Origin of the sequence: Serratia sp. C2(1), assembly GCF_036352655.1 — a bacterium.
GTDB lineage: Bacteria > Pseudomonadota > Gammaproteobacteria > Enterobacterales > Enterobacteriaceae > Serratia > Serratia inhibens.
On the sequence record NZ_JAZFBA010000001.1, the window covers coordinates 416,280 to 431,991 of the forward strand.

The following is a 15,712-nucleotide window of genomic DNA, read 5'->3' on the forward strand; positions in this document are numbered from 1 at the left end:
GAAAACATTTACCGTGAGCAATGACGACAATGTGGAAATGGTTACATCAATTCGCCCAGCCTGAACGGCTGTATCGTGTCTGCGGCCGTTTTGTCCCGTGGTTGGGGCTGGCTGGTGCCCTCTGCCTGGCGATCGGCTGGGTATGGGGCTTTGGTTTTGCGCCGAAGGATTATCAACAGGGCGACAGCTTCCGCATCATGTATATCCACGTGCCGGCCGCCATGTGGTCAATGGGCATCTACGCCTCGATGGCGGTGGCGGCGTTTATCGGCCTGGTGTGGCAGATGAAAATGTCCGATTCCGTGGTGGCGGCGATGGCGCCGGTCGGTGCGGTGTTTACCTTTATCGCGCTGGTCACGGGGGCCGCCTGGGGGAAACCTATGTGGGGCACCTGGTGGGTGTGGGACGCGCGGCTGACCTCTGAACTGGTGCTGCTATTCCTTTATATGGGCATTATTGCGCTGTATAACGCCTTTGAAGACCGCCGCCTGGCCGGCCGCGCCGCCGGCATTTTGGTGCTGGTAGGGGTAGTGAACATCCCGATTATTCATTTCTCTGTCGAATGGTGGAATACGCTGCACCAGGGCTCCACCAATATGCAACAGAGTATCGCGCCCAGCATGCGCACCCCGTTGCGTTGGGCGATCCTCGGCTATCTGCTGTTCTTTATCACGCTGACCCTGATGCGGTTGCGCAATCTGATCCTGGCCCAGGAGCGTCAGCGCCCGTGGGTTGCCGGGCTGGTCAACAAGGAGCGTCAACCATGAATGCCGCATTTACCTCCTGGTCGGCGTTTTTCGCCATGGGCGGCTACGCCTTTTACGTTTGGCTGGCGGTGGCCGTCACGCTGTTGTCGTTGTTGGGCCTGGTGGCCCACACCTGCTGGCAGCGCAGGCAACTGCTGGATGAAGTCAGCCGTCGTCAGGCGCGCGAACGACGCATTCGTCAGTCGCAGCAGTCGAAACAAAAATCCGCCGAACCGCGGGAGAAATCATTGTGAATCCACGTCGTAAAAGCCGCCTGTATCTGGCGATTGTCGTGCTGATCGGCGTGGCGCTGACCGCGACCCTGACGCTGTACGCGCTGCGCTCCAACATCGATCTGTTTTATACCCCGAGTGAAATTCTGCAGGGCAAGGGGGAGGATCACGAAAAACCGGAGGTGGGCCAACGCCTGCGCATTGGCGGCATGGTGATGCCTGGCTCGGTGAAACGCGATCAGAAAACGCTGCAGGTCAACTTCAAGATTTATGATGCGCGCGGCGTGATTGACGTCACCTATACCGGCATTCTGCCGGATCTGTTCCGTGAAGGGCAGGGCGTGGTGGCGCAAGGCGTACTGGGTGAAGGCAACGTGGTCAACGCGCGTGAAGTGCTGGCGAAACACGATGAAAAATACACCCCGCCGGAAGTGGCAGACGCGATGAAAGAAAACCATAAGGGGCCGGCTTCGGCCTACACCGCCCCGCAAAATGAGGGCGGCAAGTCATGATGCCGGAAACGGGAAGTTTTCTGCTGTGCCTGGCATTGGCGATTTCGCTGCTGCTGAGCATTTATCCACAGTGGGGCGCAGCGCGTCAGGATCGCCGCATGATGGCGGTGGCGCGCCCGCTGACCTACGGCATGTTCGCCACCATTGCACTGGCGTTCATCTGCCTGGTGCACGCCTTCGTCGTGAATGATTTTACCGTGGCCTATGTGGCCGCCAACTCCAACAGCCAGCTGCCGGTGTATTACCGCATCGCCGCCACCTGGGGGGCGCACGAAGGATCGCTGCTGCTGTGGGTGCTGTTGCTCAGTTGCTGGTCATTGGCGGTGGCGCTGTGCAGCCGTTCAATGCCGCAGGATGCGGTGGCGCGCGTGCTGTCGGTAATGGGCATGATCACCGCAGGCTTCCTGCTGTTCATCATCATGACCTCCAACCCGTTCACCCGCACGCTGCCGAACTTCCCGATCGACGGCAGCGATCTCAACCCGTTGCTGCAGGATATCGGCCTGATTTTCCATCCGCCGCTGCTGTACATGGGTTATGTCGGTTTCTCGGTGGCGTTTGCCTTCGCCATCGCCTCACTGATGGCCGGCCGGCTGGATACCGCCTGGGCGCGCTGGTCGCGTCCCTGGACCACGGCGGCCTGGGTGTTCCTCACCCTGGGTATCGTGCTGGGTTCCGCCTGGGCCTATTACGAACTGGGTTGGGGCGGCTGGTGGTTCTGGGATCCGGTGGAAAATGCATCCTTTATGCCCTGGCTGGCCGGTACGGCGCTGATGCACTCGTTGGCGGTGACCGAAAAACGCGGCACCTTCAAGGCCTGGACGGTGCTGCTGGCCATTACCGCCTTCTCGCTGTGCCTGTTGGGCACCTTCCTGGTGCGCTCCGGCGTGCTGGTTTCGGTGCACTCTTTTGCTTCCGACCCGGCGCGCGGCATGTTTATCCTCGCCTATCTGGTGATCGTGATCGGCGGTTCTTTGCTGCTGTATGCGGTCAAGGGCGGGCAGGTGCGCAGCCGGGTGCAGCATGAAACCTTCTCGCGCGAAACTTTCCTGCTGGGCAATAACGTGTTGTTGATTGCCGCCATGCTGGTGGTGCTGCTGGGTACGCTGCTGCCGTTGGTGCACAAACAGCTGGGTCTGGGCAGCATTTCTATCGGCGAGCCGTTCTTCAATACCATGTTCACCTGGCTGATGGCGCCGATGGCGCTGCTGATGGGCATTGGCCCGCTGGTGCGCTGGCGTCGCGATGAACCGACCAAGCTGTGGCGCCGTTTGAGCGTGGCGCTGGCGATCACGCTGGTGCTGTCGATCCTGCTGCCGTGGCTGTTGCAGGACAGCATCGCCGGCATGACGGTGGTCGGGCTGATCATGGCGGTGTGGGTGATTATCCTGACGCTGATGGAGTTGCATGAGCGCGCTACCCATCGCCACGGTTTTTGGCGCGGCCTGCGCCACCTTTCCCGCAGCCATTGGGGTATGGTGCTGGGCCACCTCGGGGTCGCGGTGACGGTGATCGGCATTGCGTTCAGCCAGAACTACAGCGTGGAGCGCGATGTGCGCATGAAGGCCGGCGACAGCGTGGACATTCACAGCTACCACTTTGTGTTCCGCGACGTGCACGATATTCGCGGGCCGAACTACAGCGGCGGCGTCGGCATTATCGACGTCACGCGCAACGGCAAGCCGGAAGCCACGCTGCACGCGGAGAAACGTTACTACAGCGTGGCGCGCAGCATGATGACCGAAGCGGCTATCGACGGCGGTTTCAGCCGCGACCTCTATGCGGCGCTGGGGGAAGAGCTGGACGACGGCTCTTGGGCGGTGCGGCTGTATTACAAACCCTTCGTGCGCTGGATCTGGTTCGGCGGGGTATTTATGGCGATTGGCGGCATCCTGTGCATTCTCGATCCGCGCTATCGGATGAGCAAAAAGCTCAAACGCGAAGGCAAGCTGGAGGAGCAGGCATGAAGCGTAAGTTGCTGTTTATCCCGTTAATCCTGTTCCTGCTGCTGGTGGCGGCCTTTATGGTGCAACTGACGCGCAATGCCGGTGGCGAGGATCCGACTCTGCTGGAATCGGCATTGATCGGCAAACCGGTACCGACTTTTAAGCTGGAGTCGCTTGACCAACCCGGGAAAACGTTCGATCAGGCGGTGCTGCGGACCGGCAAGCCGATGTTGTTGAACGTTTGGGCGACCTGGTGCCCAACCTGCCGTGCCGAGCATCAGTACCTCAATACCCTGGCGGCGCGAGGCATTCGCGTGGTGGGGCTGAACTATAAGGACGACCGCAGCAAAGCGGTCACCTGGCTGAATTCATTGGGCAATCCCTACGCCCTCAGCCTGTATGACGGCGATGGCATGTTGGGGCTGGATCTTGGCGTGTACGGCGCGCCGGAGACGTTTCTGATCGACGGTCAGGGCATTATTCGTTACCGCCATGCCGGGGATATGAACGAGCGCGTCTGGCAGCAGGAAGTGTTGCCGCTGTACAAAAAGTACGGGGGTGAAGCATGAGGTTGATTGCCCTGATGTTCGCCGCGCTGCTGAGCTGGAGCGCGGCGGCGGCCATCGATACCTATAAGTTCAACTCGGTTGAGCAGGAACAGCAATACCGCGAGTTGACCGAACAGCTGCGTTGCCCGAAATGCCAGAACAACAGCATCGCCGATTCTAACGCCATCATTGCCGCCGACATGCGCACCAAGGTGTACGAGCTGATGATGCAGGGGCAGAACAAACAGCAGATCATTGATTATATGGTGGCGCGCTACGGCAATTTCGTCACTTATGAACCGCCGGTGACCCCGGCGACGTTGATCCTGTGGGTTGGCCCGTTGTTGTTTGTGCTGATCGGCGGAGCGGTGGTGATATTGCGCACTCGCCGCCACCGCGCCGGCACTGTTAACGATGAATTCTCCGAGCAGGAGCAACAGCGCTTGGCGGCGCTGTTGAAAGAGACTGACAGGAAGAAACCCTAATGGCATTTTGGCTGATTATTATTGTGCTGTTGGCCGGCGCTGCGGCGCTGCTGGTGGTGCCTGCGATGCGCCAGGGCAAGCAGGGTGCGGCCACCAGCCGCGACGCGTTGAACAAGGCGTTTTATCAAGATCGCCTGAACGAGCTGGAGCAAGATGAAGCGCAGGGCGTGGTTGCCGAACGTCCGGAACTGGTGAAAGAACTGCAACAGAACCTGCTGAACGACATTCCCGGCCAACAGGACGTGCAGACGAAACCGATCAACCGTTGGATGCTGGTGCCCGGCGTGCTGTTGCTGGTGGTGGTCACCCTGGGGTTTTATCTGAAAACCGGCGGGTTGGCGCAGGTAATGGACTGGCAGCAGGTGCAAGCCCAAATGCCGGAGCTGCGCGCGCGCGTCGCCAATGAGCGCGCCCAGCCGCTGAGCATGGAGGAGATCGCTCGCCTTGGGCTGGGGCTGCGTACCGCGCTGCAACAAGACGATCGCAACATCAACGACTGGATGATGCTGGGCCGCGTAGGTATGGCGCTGAATAACGCGACCACCGCAACGCAGGCATTTGCTCATGCTTATCAATTGGATCCGAATAATCTGGAAGTGCGCCTCGGCTATGCGGAGGTGTTGACGCGTTCCAACGATCCGGAGGATAACAAGCAGGCCACGCAGATGCTGCGCAAGATGATCGCCGAGGATCATACCAACCTGCGCGTACTGAGCTTGCTGGCGTTCAATGCCTTTGAACAGGGAGATTTCAAACAGGCGATCGGTGCCTGGCAGGTGATGTTGAAACTGCTGCCGGCCAACGACCAGCGTACCGAGGTGTTAAAGCGCAGCATTGCACAAGCAAAATCACAGGCGGGCGAAGAAACTGTTAAACTGAATGTAAACGTGACGTTATCGCCCGAGGCGACTAACGCTTTACCGCAGCAGGGGACGCTGGTAATTTCGGTGACCGATGGCGCCAACCCGGTGCCGGTTGCGGTAAAACAACTGCCCTTAAGTCGTTTCCCCCTGTCATTCTCTTTGGATGACAGCAACGCCATGATGCCTGAACGCCTGCTTTCGGCGCAGCATCAGGTGAAGGTGAGGGTACGGATTTCTCACGACGGTTTGGCCACGCCGCAGGCGGGCGACTGGTTTGGTGAGAGCGAACTGCAGAATTTCAGCGGTAAAGGGCAGGTTAGCGTTCAGATTAACAAGCAGGTTCCCTGAATAAAAAGACCGAACGTGTTTTCATGGAGAAAAATATGAACTTTCGCCTGACTGGGCTGGCTTTCGCAACTGTGTTATTGGTGGGCTGTGCCAGCGCGCCGCAAGATGAACCACAAGGGCGATCCGATCCTCTGGAAGGGTTTAACCGGACGATGTTCGACTTTAACTATAACGTCCTGGATCCGTACGTATTACGCCCGGTGGCCGTGGCCTGGCGCGACTATGTGCCCATGCCGGCGCGTAACGGTTTAAGTAACTTCACGTCGAACCTGGAAGAACCGGCCAGCATGGTCAACGCCTTCCTGAAGGGCGACCCGTATCGCGGGATGATTCACTTCAACCGCTTCTTCCTTAATACCCTGCTGGGGATGGGAGGCCTGATCGACGTGGCGGGAATGGCGAACCCGAAACTGGCGCGCGAAGAACCGAACCGTTTCGGCAGCACGCTGGGGCATTACGATGTCGGCTACGGCCCTTATGTCATGTTACCGGGTTATGGCAGCTTCACCCTGCGTGAAGACGGCGGCGACTGGGCGGATACGGTCTATCCGGTGCTGAGCTACCTGACCTTCTGGATGTCGGCGGGTAAATGGGTGGTTGAGGGGATTGAAACCCGCGCTCAGCTGTTGGATTCCGACGGCCTGCTGCGCAACTCCTCCGATCCTTACTTGATGATGCGTGAAGCCTATTTCCAGCGTCATGACTTCCTGGCGCGCGGCGGCTCGCTGAAGCCGGAAGAGAATCCGAATGCCCAGGCGATCCAGGGCGATCTGGACGATATCGACTCGGCGAAATAAGCCCCGCACGCAAACATCTCAAACCGCCCTGTGGCGTGAATGCCAGTCAGTTAAGCTGACTGGCATTTTTGTTTTTACCTCCCGGCAAGCGCCTTCTTCCTCCGTTAATCCGCGTCGAACGTGTGACGTGGATTCCGATCTAATAAAAATGGTCACATTTTTCTTTAAAATTAAAATAGTGTTTTATTAAATTGAATGATTGATCGGCACATTCTTCCTGTTGACGCCAACATCCGCCGGAGGGTGGCAAAAGAACCAAGGTTTTTTGATCGTCGGAAATCTACTTTTACCCAAAGTTTTCTATAACGCATCGGACTACCACAGTCAGCGTCATCAGGAGGGGAGCTATGAAAACGCGTAAAATCGGGGTGATCAATTACCTGGCCTACGGCTCCGGGGATTTTCTCGGTGCAGGCACCACGGCGCTGACGGCGGCCTGGCTGCTCTACTTCTACACCACGTTCTGCGGCCTCAGCCCGATCGAGGCGACGGCCATTTTTGCCCTTGCCAGGCTGCTGGATGCGGTGATCAGCCCGTTGATGGGTTACCTGACCGACAACTTCGGCGCTACTCGGCTCGGCAAACGTTTCGGGCGACGCAAGTTCTTCATCTTGCTCGGTATCCCGCTGGTGTTCAGCTACAGCCTGATGTGGGTGGGGGAGATGAGCTTTTGGTATTACCTGCTGACCTACCTGTTCTTCGACATGGTTTATACCATGGTGCTGGTGCCTTATGAAACCCTGGTGCCGGAAATGACCGATGACTTCAAGCAGAAAACCAAGTTTTCCGGCGCCCGCATCTCGCTGGCGCAGCTTTCGGCGATTCTGGCCGCCTTTCTGCCGGGGATACTGCTGGGCTATTTTGGCAAAGACAATGCGGTTTCTTTTTTCTACGCCAGCCTGGTGTTCTCGGTGATTTGCGCGCTGGTGTTGACGCTGGTGTATCGCTTTAGCTGGGAGCGCCAGCCGGGGCCGGGTACCTTAGGGGAGCAACAGAAGCTGACGCTGGGCCAAAGCATCAAGCGCCTGTACGTAGAACTGGCTTCCACCCTGCGGGTAAGGATTTTCCGCCAGCATCTGGGCATGTACCTCGGCGGCTATATTGCTCAGGACGTATTCAACGCGGTGTTCACCTATTACGTGGTGTTTGTGCTGATGCAAAGCGCCACCGTTGCCTCAACCCTGATGGGCTGGATGGCCATCCTGCAATTTATCGCGGTGATTGGCATGATCCCGTTGTGTATTCGTTTTGGGCCTGCACCCTCCTACCGCCTGGTGGTGGCGTTGTTTGGCCTGAGCGCGCTGTCGTACGGCGCACTGTATTACGCCGGCATGAACGACGCGTTTTCGCTGTTGCTGCTGATTTCCGCTATCGCCGGGCTGGGGCGCGGCGGGATCAACTACGTGCCCTGGAATATCTATACCTATATCGCCGACGTGGATGAGGCCATCACCGGTCAGCGCCGTGAAGGGATTTTTGCCGGTATCATGACGCTGACACGCAAGGCTTCGCAGGCCGGGGCGGTGATACTGGTGGGGTTGATGATGCAGTTCTCCGGCTTCGTTTCCGGCAAAAGCGAACAACTGCCTGCGGTGAGCCACACCATTTTGCTGATTCTGTGCCTGGGCACGGTCGCGGTCCTGAGCCTGGGCTTCTTTATCTCGCTGCGTTTCAAATTGAATCTCGCCACCCACGGCGTGCTGCGCGCAGAAACCGAAAAGATGCGGGCGGCGGGCGGTACAGTGCCGGAAAAAATCCTGCCGGAGGCGCGAGCGACCGTCGAAATGCTGGCGGGTATGCCGTACGACTGCCTGTGGGGCAACAACAATATTGGTTATGCCAACCGCCACAAATCCGCCGCGCCGCCGCTGCCGAAAGAGGTGGATGGCAAGAAGGCAATAATTCTCTGATTCACTTCGCTAAATCTGAATAATAAGGAGTTGCTCATGGTGGTATACCCCGTCAAACACAGCCCGTTGCTGCGCCAGCCGGAACGTTTCATCTCCCGCGAACAGTTGCAGCGCACCCTCGACGATGTGGTGGAGAATCTGGTCAATATCACCGATGAGAGCGGCGAGTTTCTGTTGCGGCTGGACGACGGCAGGGTGATTGACACTAAAGGCTGGGCAGGTTGGGAGTGGACGCACGGCATCGGGTTGTATGGCATTTATCAGTACTATCGACAAACCGGCGATGCCGGGTTGCGGGAAATTATCGATGATTGGTTTGCCGCACGGTTGGCGGAAGGCACGCCGACCAAGAACGTCAACACGGTATGCCCGTTCCTGACGCTGGCCTACCGTTATGAGGAAACCCGCGACCCGCGTTGGTTGCCGTATCTGGAGCGCTGGGCGGAGTGGGTCATGTACGAGATGCCGCGCACCCGCTGCGGCGGTATGCAGCATGTTACGCTGGCGGAAGAGAATCACCAGCAGCTGTGGGACGACACCCTGATGATGAGCGTGCTGCCCTTGGCCAAGATCGGTATGTTGCTCAACCGGCCGGACTATCTGGAGGAAGCTAAATATCAGTTCCTGGTGCATGCGCAGCACCTGATGGACCGCGATAGCGGCCTGTGGTTTCACGGCTGGACCTTCGACGGGAGCCACAATTTTGCCAGGGCACGTTGGGCGCGCGGCAACAGCTGGCTGACCATGGTCATTCCAGAGCTGCTGGAATTGCTGGAATTGCCCGAACAGGATGCGACGCGGCGTTTTATGCAGCAAGTGTTGGAGAACCAGGTGGCGGCCCTGGCCCGTTGCCAGGACGACAGCGGATTATGGCATACGCTGCTGGACGACCCGCATTCCTATCTGGAAGCGTCTGCCACGGCCGGTTTTGCCTACGGTATTTTGAAAGCGGTGCGCAAACGCTATATCGGCGGCAGCTACGCCGCGATGGCGGAAAGGGCGGTGAAAGGGGTGATTGAACATATTACCCCGGAAGGCGAACTGACCGGTGTCTCATTCGGTACTGCCATGGGCAGCGAACTGGAGTATTACCGCCAAATCCCCCGGACCTCTATGCCCTATGGCCAGGCGATGGCGATCTTGTGCCTGGCCGAGTATCTGCGGGTTTATATCTAACGATGATGAACGAAAAAGCGCCCCGTGGGGCGCTTGAGCTTCTTGAAAAACAAGATTAGAAGCGGTAGTTGAAGTTGGCGCCGTACAGCCAGGCTTTGCCCACCGATTCGAAGGTGTAAGGGCCTTCTTTGACGGTGACTTTCTGGCCGTGCATGTAGGAAACACCGACGTCAACCGAAGCGTCTTTGTTGAACGCATAGGTGGTACCGGCGCTCAGCCAGAAACGGTCCTGATCCGGGATCGAAATAGAGCGGTTCTGGGCAGGTACCGGGCTGTCATCGAATGCGATACCGGTGCGGAAGGTCCAGTTATCATCGTAGAAGTAAGTGGTACCCAGCGCGATGCGGTAAGCGTCTTTAAAGCCTTCGTGCTTCTCGAACAGCGTTTGGCCGTTGTTGCCGGTGGCTTTCAGCTCCTGGAACTGGCTCCAGCTGGTATAAGCCAGGCTGTAGTGGACTGCCCACTGCGGCGCCACCTTGTTGTAGCCCGAGATTTCCCACATTTCCGGCAGGTTCAGGGTCAGAGAGCCTGGAATGGTGTTGCCGTTGGTGCCGTAAGGCAGGCCGGCCGCGCTCAGAATCGGGTTATAAGCGGATGGCAGGCTGCTTTTGTAATCGCCGTCGAAGTCGATTTTCACTTCGGAACGGTAGCTCAGACCATAACGGTTGTTTTCGTCGACTTCATACAGAATACCGGCGTTCCAGCCAAAACCCCATTCGTCACCTTTCAGGTGAGAGATCTGGGTATCGGCCGGGATTTGTGACACCGGGCCGGCTAACTGAGGCGGCAATTGGCCCGAGCCTGCAATCAGTTTCGGCAATTCACCTGCATAACGCTCAAGTTTGGCTTTAGCGTAAACCGCGTCGAAGCCCAGGCCGAAGCTGAATTGTTGGTTCAGGCGATAAGCGGCGCTCAGGTTCAGGTTCAGGGTTTCGAGGTCGGTTTTGCCGCCGTAAGCGCCTGCGGTGTAACCGTCGTTGAATTCGGTGGCCAGACCGTAGTTGCTGGTGACCGAGCCGCCCACGGCAAATTGATCGTTAATCGGGTGAACATAGTGCAGATTCGGCACCCAGGCGGTTGGCGCGATATTTTTTGAGTCCAGGCTGGCGCCTGAAGGGGACTTGCCGGTGATGTCTACATCTGGATCGATAAATACGGCACCGATCGAGAATTCTGGTCGGGTGTACATCATGAGAAGGGCCGGGTTACGGCTGGCGGATGCTGCAGTATCCGCGATGGCGCCTTCGCCAGAATACGAACGTCCTAAACCCGCTGATGAAAATTCATTCAGCTGGAATCCTGCGGCAGACACGTTTGAAGAAATAATTGCCACTGCAGCTGCGAGAGCTGATTTAGTAAATAGGTTTTTCTGGCTCATGACCAAAACCTCATTATGTGTTTATTATTTAAACTATGTTACACAAGGTAACAAGGAGCGCGGGATTGTAGGGTCCGTTATCATTCAGACAAATCAGACCAGTGGCTGAATTATAGGTCCGACCTGTGAGAATGTTGCAACTTTGTTTTTGAGATATTTCAAGGTTGATATCAAAAAAGAGATCTGCTTAACAAAAAACCAGCAGTGAATAACAAACTTCTTACCATTCCTTAGCAGACATCGATTTTTATTTGTGATTTCCATCACTTAAAACACCTATAAAAAGTAAGTGCTAGCGATGGGTTTCGCTGCGGGGTAAAATAAACGCAGAATCTTGCGTCTTTGCGCCAGAAAGTTAATGGCAGTTTGGACTCGCGTAATGGCGGTCCCTGAGGAGAATTAATCATGTCAGATGCAATTAATAAATGCAGCGCCCAGGAAACTGCAGCTTGTTGCTGTGTCGATGTCGGTACCGTGATGGATAACACCGATTGCACCGCATCCTACAGCCAGGTGTTTGCCAATCAACAGGAAGCCGAGCAAACGCTGGCGGCACTGACGAAAAAAGCCCGAGACGTGGAGTCTGACCCTTGTGACATCAGCAGTAGCATTAAACCGGTTGACGGTGGCGTGCAACTGGTGGCGGATTTCACCTTTGCCTGCCAGGCGGAAACCCTGATTTTCCAGCTCGGCCTGCGTTAATTCCTGCCCAAAACGGTGCGGGCCAAACCCGCGCCGCTGCCTCGCCGTTTTCCCCCCGATAGAAAGTTGCTCCTGCTCTCAGTTTTCACTTCTGACGGTTTGCCAAATGTAAACATTTGGTTAACAATGACCTCATCAGGTCAGACCTCTTTTGGCCGTTGCGCTGACGTTATTTTTTTCAGGAGCGTTTATGAGTAAGGCACTGCCGTTGGTGACCCGTCACGGTGACCGTATCGCGATTGTAAATGGACTGCGTACCCCTTTTGCCAAACAGGCAACCGCTTATCACGGTATTCCTGCGGTGGATCTGGGGAAAACGGCGGTGAGCGAACTCTTGGCCCGCAGCGGCATTGATCCGGCGCTTATCGAACAGCTGGTATTTGGCCAGGTAGTGCAAATGCCAGAGGCACCGAATATTGCGCGTGAAATTGTGTTGGGCACCGGCATGAGCGTACATACCGATGCGTACAGCGTGTCGCGCGCCTGTGCCACCAGCTTCCAGGCGATCGCCAACGTGGCGGAAAGCATCATGGCGGGCAGCATCGGTATCGGCATTGCCGGCGGCGCCGATTCCTCCTCGGTGTTGCCGATCGGCGTCAGCAAAGCGCTGGCGCGGACGTTGGTCGATGTCAACAAGGCACGTACCCTGTCGCAACGCCTTAAACTTTTTAGCCGGCTGAAACTCCGTGATCTGCTGCCGGTGCCGCCGGCGGTGGCGGAATACTCGACCGGCCTGCGTATGGGCGATACCGCCGAACAAATGGCGAAAAGCCACGGCATCACCCGCGAAGAGCAGGATGCGCTGGCGCACCGCTCTCACCAGTTGGCGGCCAAGGCCTGGGAACAGGGGCTGCTGCACGATGAAGTCATGACCGCTTACGTCCCGCCGTACCGTGCGCAAATTACCGAAGACAACAACGTTCGCAAAGACTCCAGCCTGGCGTCATACGCTAAACTGAAACCGGCATTTGACCGCAAACATGGCAGCGTCACCGCGGCCAATAGTACGCCGCTGACCGACGGTGCGGCGGCGGTGCTGATGATGAGCGAATCGCGCGCGAAAGAACTGGGGTTGCAGCCGCTGGGTTACCTGCGCAGCTTTGCTTTTTCCGCCATCGACGTGTGGGAAGACATGCTGTTGGGGCCATCCTACGCCACGCCGCTGGCGCTGGATCGCGCCGGCATTGGCCTGGCCGACCTGACCCTGATCGACATGCATGAAGCTTTCGCCGCGCAGACGCTGGCCAACCTGAAGATGTTCGCCAGCGATGAGTTCGCCCAACAAAAACTGGGCCGCAGCAGGGCGATTGGCACAGTGGATATGGATAAATTTAACGTCTTGGGTGGCTCGATCGCCTATGGCCACCCGTTTGCCGCTACCGGCGCGCGCATGATCACCCAGACGTTGCACGAGCTGAAACGCCGTGGCGGCGGGCTGGGGCTGACTACTGCCTGCGCGGCCGGAGGGTTAGGGGCCGCAATGATTGTAGAGGTGGAATAATGAGCTTTGAAAACGCATTGCATGAACAGCGGGCCAAACCCTCGGCTTTTCAACTGACGCTGCGTCCGGACAACATCGGCGTGATTACCATCGACGTCCCGGGCGACAAGGTGAACACGCTGAAAGCCGAGTTCGTCGAGCAGGTGAATGACGTGCTGATCCGTGCGCAGCAACATACCGCGCTGGAAGGGCTGGTGATTATTTCCGGTAAGCCGGATTCGTTTATTGCTGGGGCGGACATCACCATGATCGCCGCCTGCACCAGCGCCAAAGAGGCCGAAACGCTGGCGAAAAAAGGGCAAAGCACGCTGGCGCAGATCGCCGCTTTCCCGGTGCCGGTGGTGGCGGCTATTCACGGCGCTTGCCTGGGGGGCGGGCTGGAACTGGCTCTGGCCTGCCATGGCCGCATCTGTTCGCTGGATGACAAAACCGCTCTCGGCCTGCCGGAAGTGCAGCTTGGCTTGTTGCCTGGCTCCGGTGGTACCCAGCGATTGCCGCGCTTGATCGGCGCCAGCAAGGCGCTGGACATGATGCTGACCGGCAAACATATCCGCGCGCGTCAGGCGTTGCGGATGGGGTTGGTGGATGATGCGGTGCCGCAGGCGATTTTATTGCAGACCGCCATTGAACGGGTCAAGCAGGGGTGGCAGAGTCGGCGTGAACTGCCGTGGCAGGAGCGCTTGCTCAACGGCCCTCTGGGGAAAAGTCTGTTGTTCAGCATTGTGCGCAAAAAAACGCTGGAGAAAACCCACGGCAACTATCCGGCGGCGGAAAAAATCATTCAGGTGGTGCGTACCGGCTTGGATAGCGGCAGCACCAGCGGTTATGAAGCCGAGGCGCGAGCCTTTGGCGAACTGGCCATGACGCCGCAGTCGGCGGCGTTGCGCAGCCTGTTCTTTGCCTCTACCGCCCTGAAGAAAGAGCGCGGCGGCAATGCACAGCCCCATGCTCTGCACCGCGTCGGTATTCTGGGCGGGGGCCTGATGGGCGGCGGAATTGCCTGCGTGACCGCCACGCGCGGCGGCCTGCCGGTGCGTATTAAAGATGTCAATGAAACCGGCATCAACCACGCGCTGAAATACAGCTGGGATGTGCTCGGCAAGCGCGTGCGCAGCAAACGCATGCGCCCGGCGGAACGGCAAAAACAGATGATGCTGATCTCCGGTTCGACCGATTACACCGGTTTCGAGCGCGTGGATATCGTGGTGGAAGCGGTGTTTGAGGATCTGGCCCTGAAGCAGAAAATGGTGGCCGAGATTGAACAGCACGCCGCACCTCATACTATTTTCGCCTCCAATACCTCGTCGTTGCCGATTGGCCAGATTGCCGCCAACGCGCAGCGGCCGCAGCAGGTGATCGGCCTGCATTATTTCAGCCCGGTAGACAAAATGCCGTTGGTAGAGGTGATCCCCCATGCTTCCACCAGTGAGGAAACCATTGCCACCACCGTGGCGCTGGCGCACAAACAGGGCAAGACGGCGATTGTGGTCGCCGATCGCGCCGGTTTCTACGTCAACCGCATTCTGGCTCCTTATATAAATGAAGCGGCGCGTTGCCTGCTGGAAGGCGAGCCCGTTGAATCGCTGGACAAGGCGCTGGTGGATTTTGGCTTCCCGGTGGGGCCGATTACCCTGCTTGATGAAGTGGGCATTGATGTAGGCACCAAGATTATCCCGGTATTGGTGGAACAGCTCGGGCCGCGTTTCGCCGCGCCGGCCGCCTTCGATGCGGTGCTGAAAGACGGGCGCAAGGGGCGCAAAAACGGCCGGGGTTTCTACCTGTACCCAAGCGAAGGTCAGCAACGCCAGCGGGGCAAGCGCGCCGATACCTCGGTCTATCTTCTGCTGGGCATTACGCCGAAGTCGCATTTGCAGCCGGCGGTCATCGCCCAGCGCTGCGTAATGATGATGTTGAATGAAGCGGCGCGTTGCCTGGACGAAGGTGTGATCCGCAGCGCGCGTGATGGGGATATCGGCGCGGTATTCGGCATTGGTTTCCCGCCATTCCTCGGGGGGCCGTTCCGTTATATGGACGAACTCGGCGCTGAGAAGGTGGTTAAAACGCTGCACTACCTGCAGCAGCAATACGGCGAAAACTTTGCCCCTTGCGAACGCTTGCAGCGCATGGCGCAGCAGGGCGAACGCTTTTATCCGCCAGGGGAGTGAGCGGCATGGCGCCCTGATTTGTACTAGAGTTGGATCAGGGCCGCAGTGTGATCGCCATCACTCCTTGCAATACCTGCAATCCCGGGTGCTATACAGGGAGATAGTGACGGAGTAACGTAACCCGATGACGCTGAAACCCGATCGCCATCAATAACTTTCATGATGGAAAGGTTGAAATTTAACCTGTTGAATTGGTTGTTATGTGAGCGTCATGTTCACGGCGGGACGATGTTGATGTAAAAAACAGCATTTTCTTTACGTGAACTTTCAGGCAAAATGCCCGGCCGCCATAAAAGAGACGGCGCGTTATCGTTTCAAAGCTTTTGCTTTGGGGTTGTAAAACTCGGCGATACAGCACGCTCGGCGTTTCTGTATAGCGTTATTTTGTCAACAACAGCGGTG

The 15,712-nt window shown here is 57.6% G+C and carries 14 protein-coding genes; 13 read left to right on the top strand and 1 reads right to left on the bottom strand.

All coding sequences use genetic code 11. The annotated features are described in order from the left end of the window. Positions 1-29: 29 nt before the first annotated feature. The 10 genes from V2S86_RS01990 (at position 30) to bglB (ending at position 9,564) form a co-directional block, all read left to right on the top strand. Positions 30-767 (top strand): heme ABC transporter permease, encoded by a 738-nt coding sequence (locus V2S86_RS01990; RefSeq protein ID WP_013813954.1) that lies wholly within the window; start codon positions 30-32, stop codon positions 765-767. Beyond that, positions 764-1,000, top strand: a complete 237-nt coding sequence (ccmD, locus tag V2S86_RS01995; protein ID WP_330761004.1) for a heme exporter protein CcmD — start codon at positions 764-766, stop codon at positions 998-1,000. Before V2S86_RS01990 ends, ccmD begins: the two co-directional genes overlap by 4 nt. Beyond that, on the top strand, positions 997-1,491 hold the full coding sequence (gene ccmE / locus V2S86_RS02000; RefSeq protein WP_004947520.1) for a cytochrome c maturation protein CcmE: 495 nt from the start codon (positions 997-999) through the stop codon (positions 1,489-1,491). Before ccmD ends, ccmE begins: the two co-directional genes overlap by 4 nt. Beyond that, entirely contained in the window at positions 1,488-3,458 is a 1,971-nt protein-coding gene (locus V2S86_RS02005) for a heme lyase CcmF/NrfE family subunit (protein WP_330761005.1), read from the top strand. The genes ccmE and V2S86_RS02005 overlap by 4 nt, the downstream gene beginning before the upstream one ends. Then, entirely contained in the window at positions 3,455-4,006 is a 552-nt protein-coding gene (locus V2S86_RS02010; protein ID WP_330761006.1) for a DsbE family thiol:disulfide interchange protein, read from the top strand. The genes V2S86_RS02005 and V2S86_RS02010 overlap by 4 nt, the downstream gene beginning before the upstream one ends. Continuing rightward, the gene (locus V2S86_RS02015; RefSeq protein WP_330761007.1) at positions 4,003-4,470 is read left to right on the top strand and encodes a cytochrome c-type biogenesis protein; all 468 of its coding nucleotides are present in this window, start codon (positions 4,003-4,005) and stop codon (positions 4,468-4,470) included. Before V2S86_RS02010 ends, V2S86_RS02015 begins: the two co-directional genes overlap by 4 nt. Further along, the gene (ccmI, locus tag V2S86_RS02020) at positions 4,470-5,681 is read left to right on the top strand and encodes a c-type cytochrome biogenesis protein CcmI (protein WP_330761008.1); all 1,212 of its coding nucleotides are present in this window, start codon (positions 4,470-4,472) and stop codon (positions 5,679-5,681) included. The genes V2S86_RS02015 and ccmI overlap by 1 nt, the downstream gene beginning before the upstream one ends. A gap of 35 nt (positions 5,682-5,716) precedes the next feature. Next, a complete protein-coding gene (mlaA, locus tag V2S86_RS02025) occupies positions 5,717-6,478 on the top strand; it encodes a phospholipid-binding lipoprotein MlaA (RefSeq protein WP_330761009.1) in 762 nt (253 codons plus the stop codon). Between the two features lie 347 nt (positions 6,479-6,825). Next, entirely contained in the window at positions 6,826-8,388 is a 1,563-nt protein-coding gene (locus V2S86_RS02030; RefSeq protein WP_330761010.1) for an MFS transporter, read from the top strand. 36 nt (positions 8,389-8,424) lie between these two features. Then, positions 8,425-9,564: a beta-galactosidase BglB gene (gene bglB / locus V2S86_RS02035; protein ID WP_330761011.1), complete on the top strand. Its 1,140-nt coding sequence runs from the start codon at positions 8,425-8,427 to the stop codon at positions 9,562-9,564. A 55-nt stretch (positions 9,565-9,619) separates the two neighbouring features. On the opposite strand, the gene fadL is transcribed toward bglB, so the two are convergent. Beyond that, entirely contained in the window at positions 9,620-10,942 is a 1,323-nt protein-coding gene (gene fadL, locus V2S86_RS02040; RefSeq protein ID WP_330761012.1) for a long-chain fatty acid transporter FadL, read from the bottom strand. A 405-nt stretch (positions 10,943-11,347) separates the two neighbouring features. On the opposite strand from fadL, the gene V2S86_RS02045 reads away from it, so the two are divergent. From V2S86_RS02045 to fadJ, 3 genes are all read left to right on the top strand, one after another. After that, positions 11,348-11,644: a YfcZ/YiiS family protein gene (locus tag V2S86_RS02045; RefSeq protein ID WP_330761013.1), complete on the top strand. Its 297-nt coding sequence runs from the start codon at positions 11,348-11,350 to the stop codon at positions 11,642-11,644. 190 nt (positions 11,645-11,834) lie between these two features. Further along, positions 11,835-13,145: an acetyl-CoA C-acyltransferase FadI gene (fadI, locus tag V2S86_RS02050; RefSeq protein WP_330761014.1), complete on the top strand. Its 1,311-nt coding sequence runs from the start codon at positions 11,835-11,837 to the stop codon at positions 13,143-13,145. Beyond that, complete coding sequence (gene fadJ, locus V2S86_RS02055; RefSeq protein ID WP_330761015.1) at positions 13,145-15,310, top strand: fatty acid oxidation complex subunit alpha FadJ; 2,166 nt, start codon at positions 13,145-13,147, stop codon at positions 15,308-15,310. The genes fadI and fadJ overlap by 1 nt, the downstream gene beginning before the upstream one ends. The last annotated feature ends 402 nt before the right edge of the window (positions 15,311-15,712 follow it).

What these genes read in the sequence shown, in the direction of transcription:
- V2S86_RS01990 (WP_013813954.1), top strand. Translation starts at nt 30, where the DNA reads ATGTGGAAATGGTTACATCAATTCGCCCAGCCTGAACGGCTGTATCGT.
- ccmD (WP_330761004.1), top strand. Translation starts at nt 764, where the DNA reads ATGAATGCCGCATTTACCTCCTGGTCGGCGTTTTTCGCCATGGGCGGC.
- V2S86_RS02005 (WP_330761005.1), top strand. Translation starts at nt 1,488, where the DNA reads ATGATGCCGGAAACGGGAAGTTTTCTGCTGTGCCTGGCATTGGCGATT.
- V2S86_RS02010 (WP_330761006.1), top strand. Translation starts at nt 3,455, where the DNA reads ATGAAGCGTAAGTTGCTGTTTATCCCGTTAATCCTGTTCCTGCTGCTG.
- V2S86_RS02015 (WP_330761007.1), top strand. Translation starts at nt 4,003, where the DNA reads ATGAGGTTGATTGCCCTGATGTTCGCCGCGCTGCTGAGCTGGAGCGCG.
- ccmI (WP_330761008.1), top strand. Translation starts at nt 4,470, where the DNA reads ATGGCATTTTGGCTGATTATTATTGTGCTGTTGGCCGGCGCTGCGGCG.
- mlaA (WP_330761009.1), top strand. Translation starts at nt 5,717, where the DNA reads ATGAACTTTCGCCTGACTGGGCTGGCTTTCGCAACTGTGTTATTGGTG.
- V2S86_RS02030 (WP_330761010.1), top strand. Translation starts at nt 6,826, where the DNA reads ATGAAAACGCGTAAAATCGGGGTGATCAATTACCTGGCCTACGGCTCC.
- bglB (WP_330761011.1), top strand. Translation starts at nt 8,425, where the DNA reads ATGGTGGTATACCCCGTCAAACACAGCCCGTTGCTGCGCCAGCCGGAA.
- fadL (WP_330761012.1), bottom strand. Translation starts at nt 10,942, where the DNA reads ATGAGCCAGAAAAACCTATTTACTAAATCAGCTCTCGCAGCTGCAGTG.
- V2S86_RS02045 (WP_330761013.1), top strand. Translation starts at nt 11,348, where the DNA reads ATGTCAGATGCAATTAATAAATGCAGCGCCCAGGAAACTGCAGCTTGT.
- fadI (WP_330761014.1), top strand. Translation starts at nt 11,835, where the DNA reads ATGAGTAAGGCACTGCCGTTGGTGACCCGTCACGGTGACCGTATCGCG.
- fadJ (WP_330761015.1), top strand. Translation starts at nt 13,145, where the DNA reads ATGAGCTTTGAAAACGCATTGCATGAACAGCGGGCCAAACCCTCGGCT.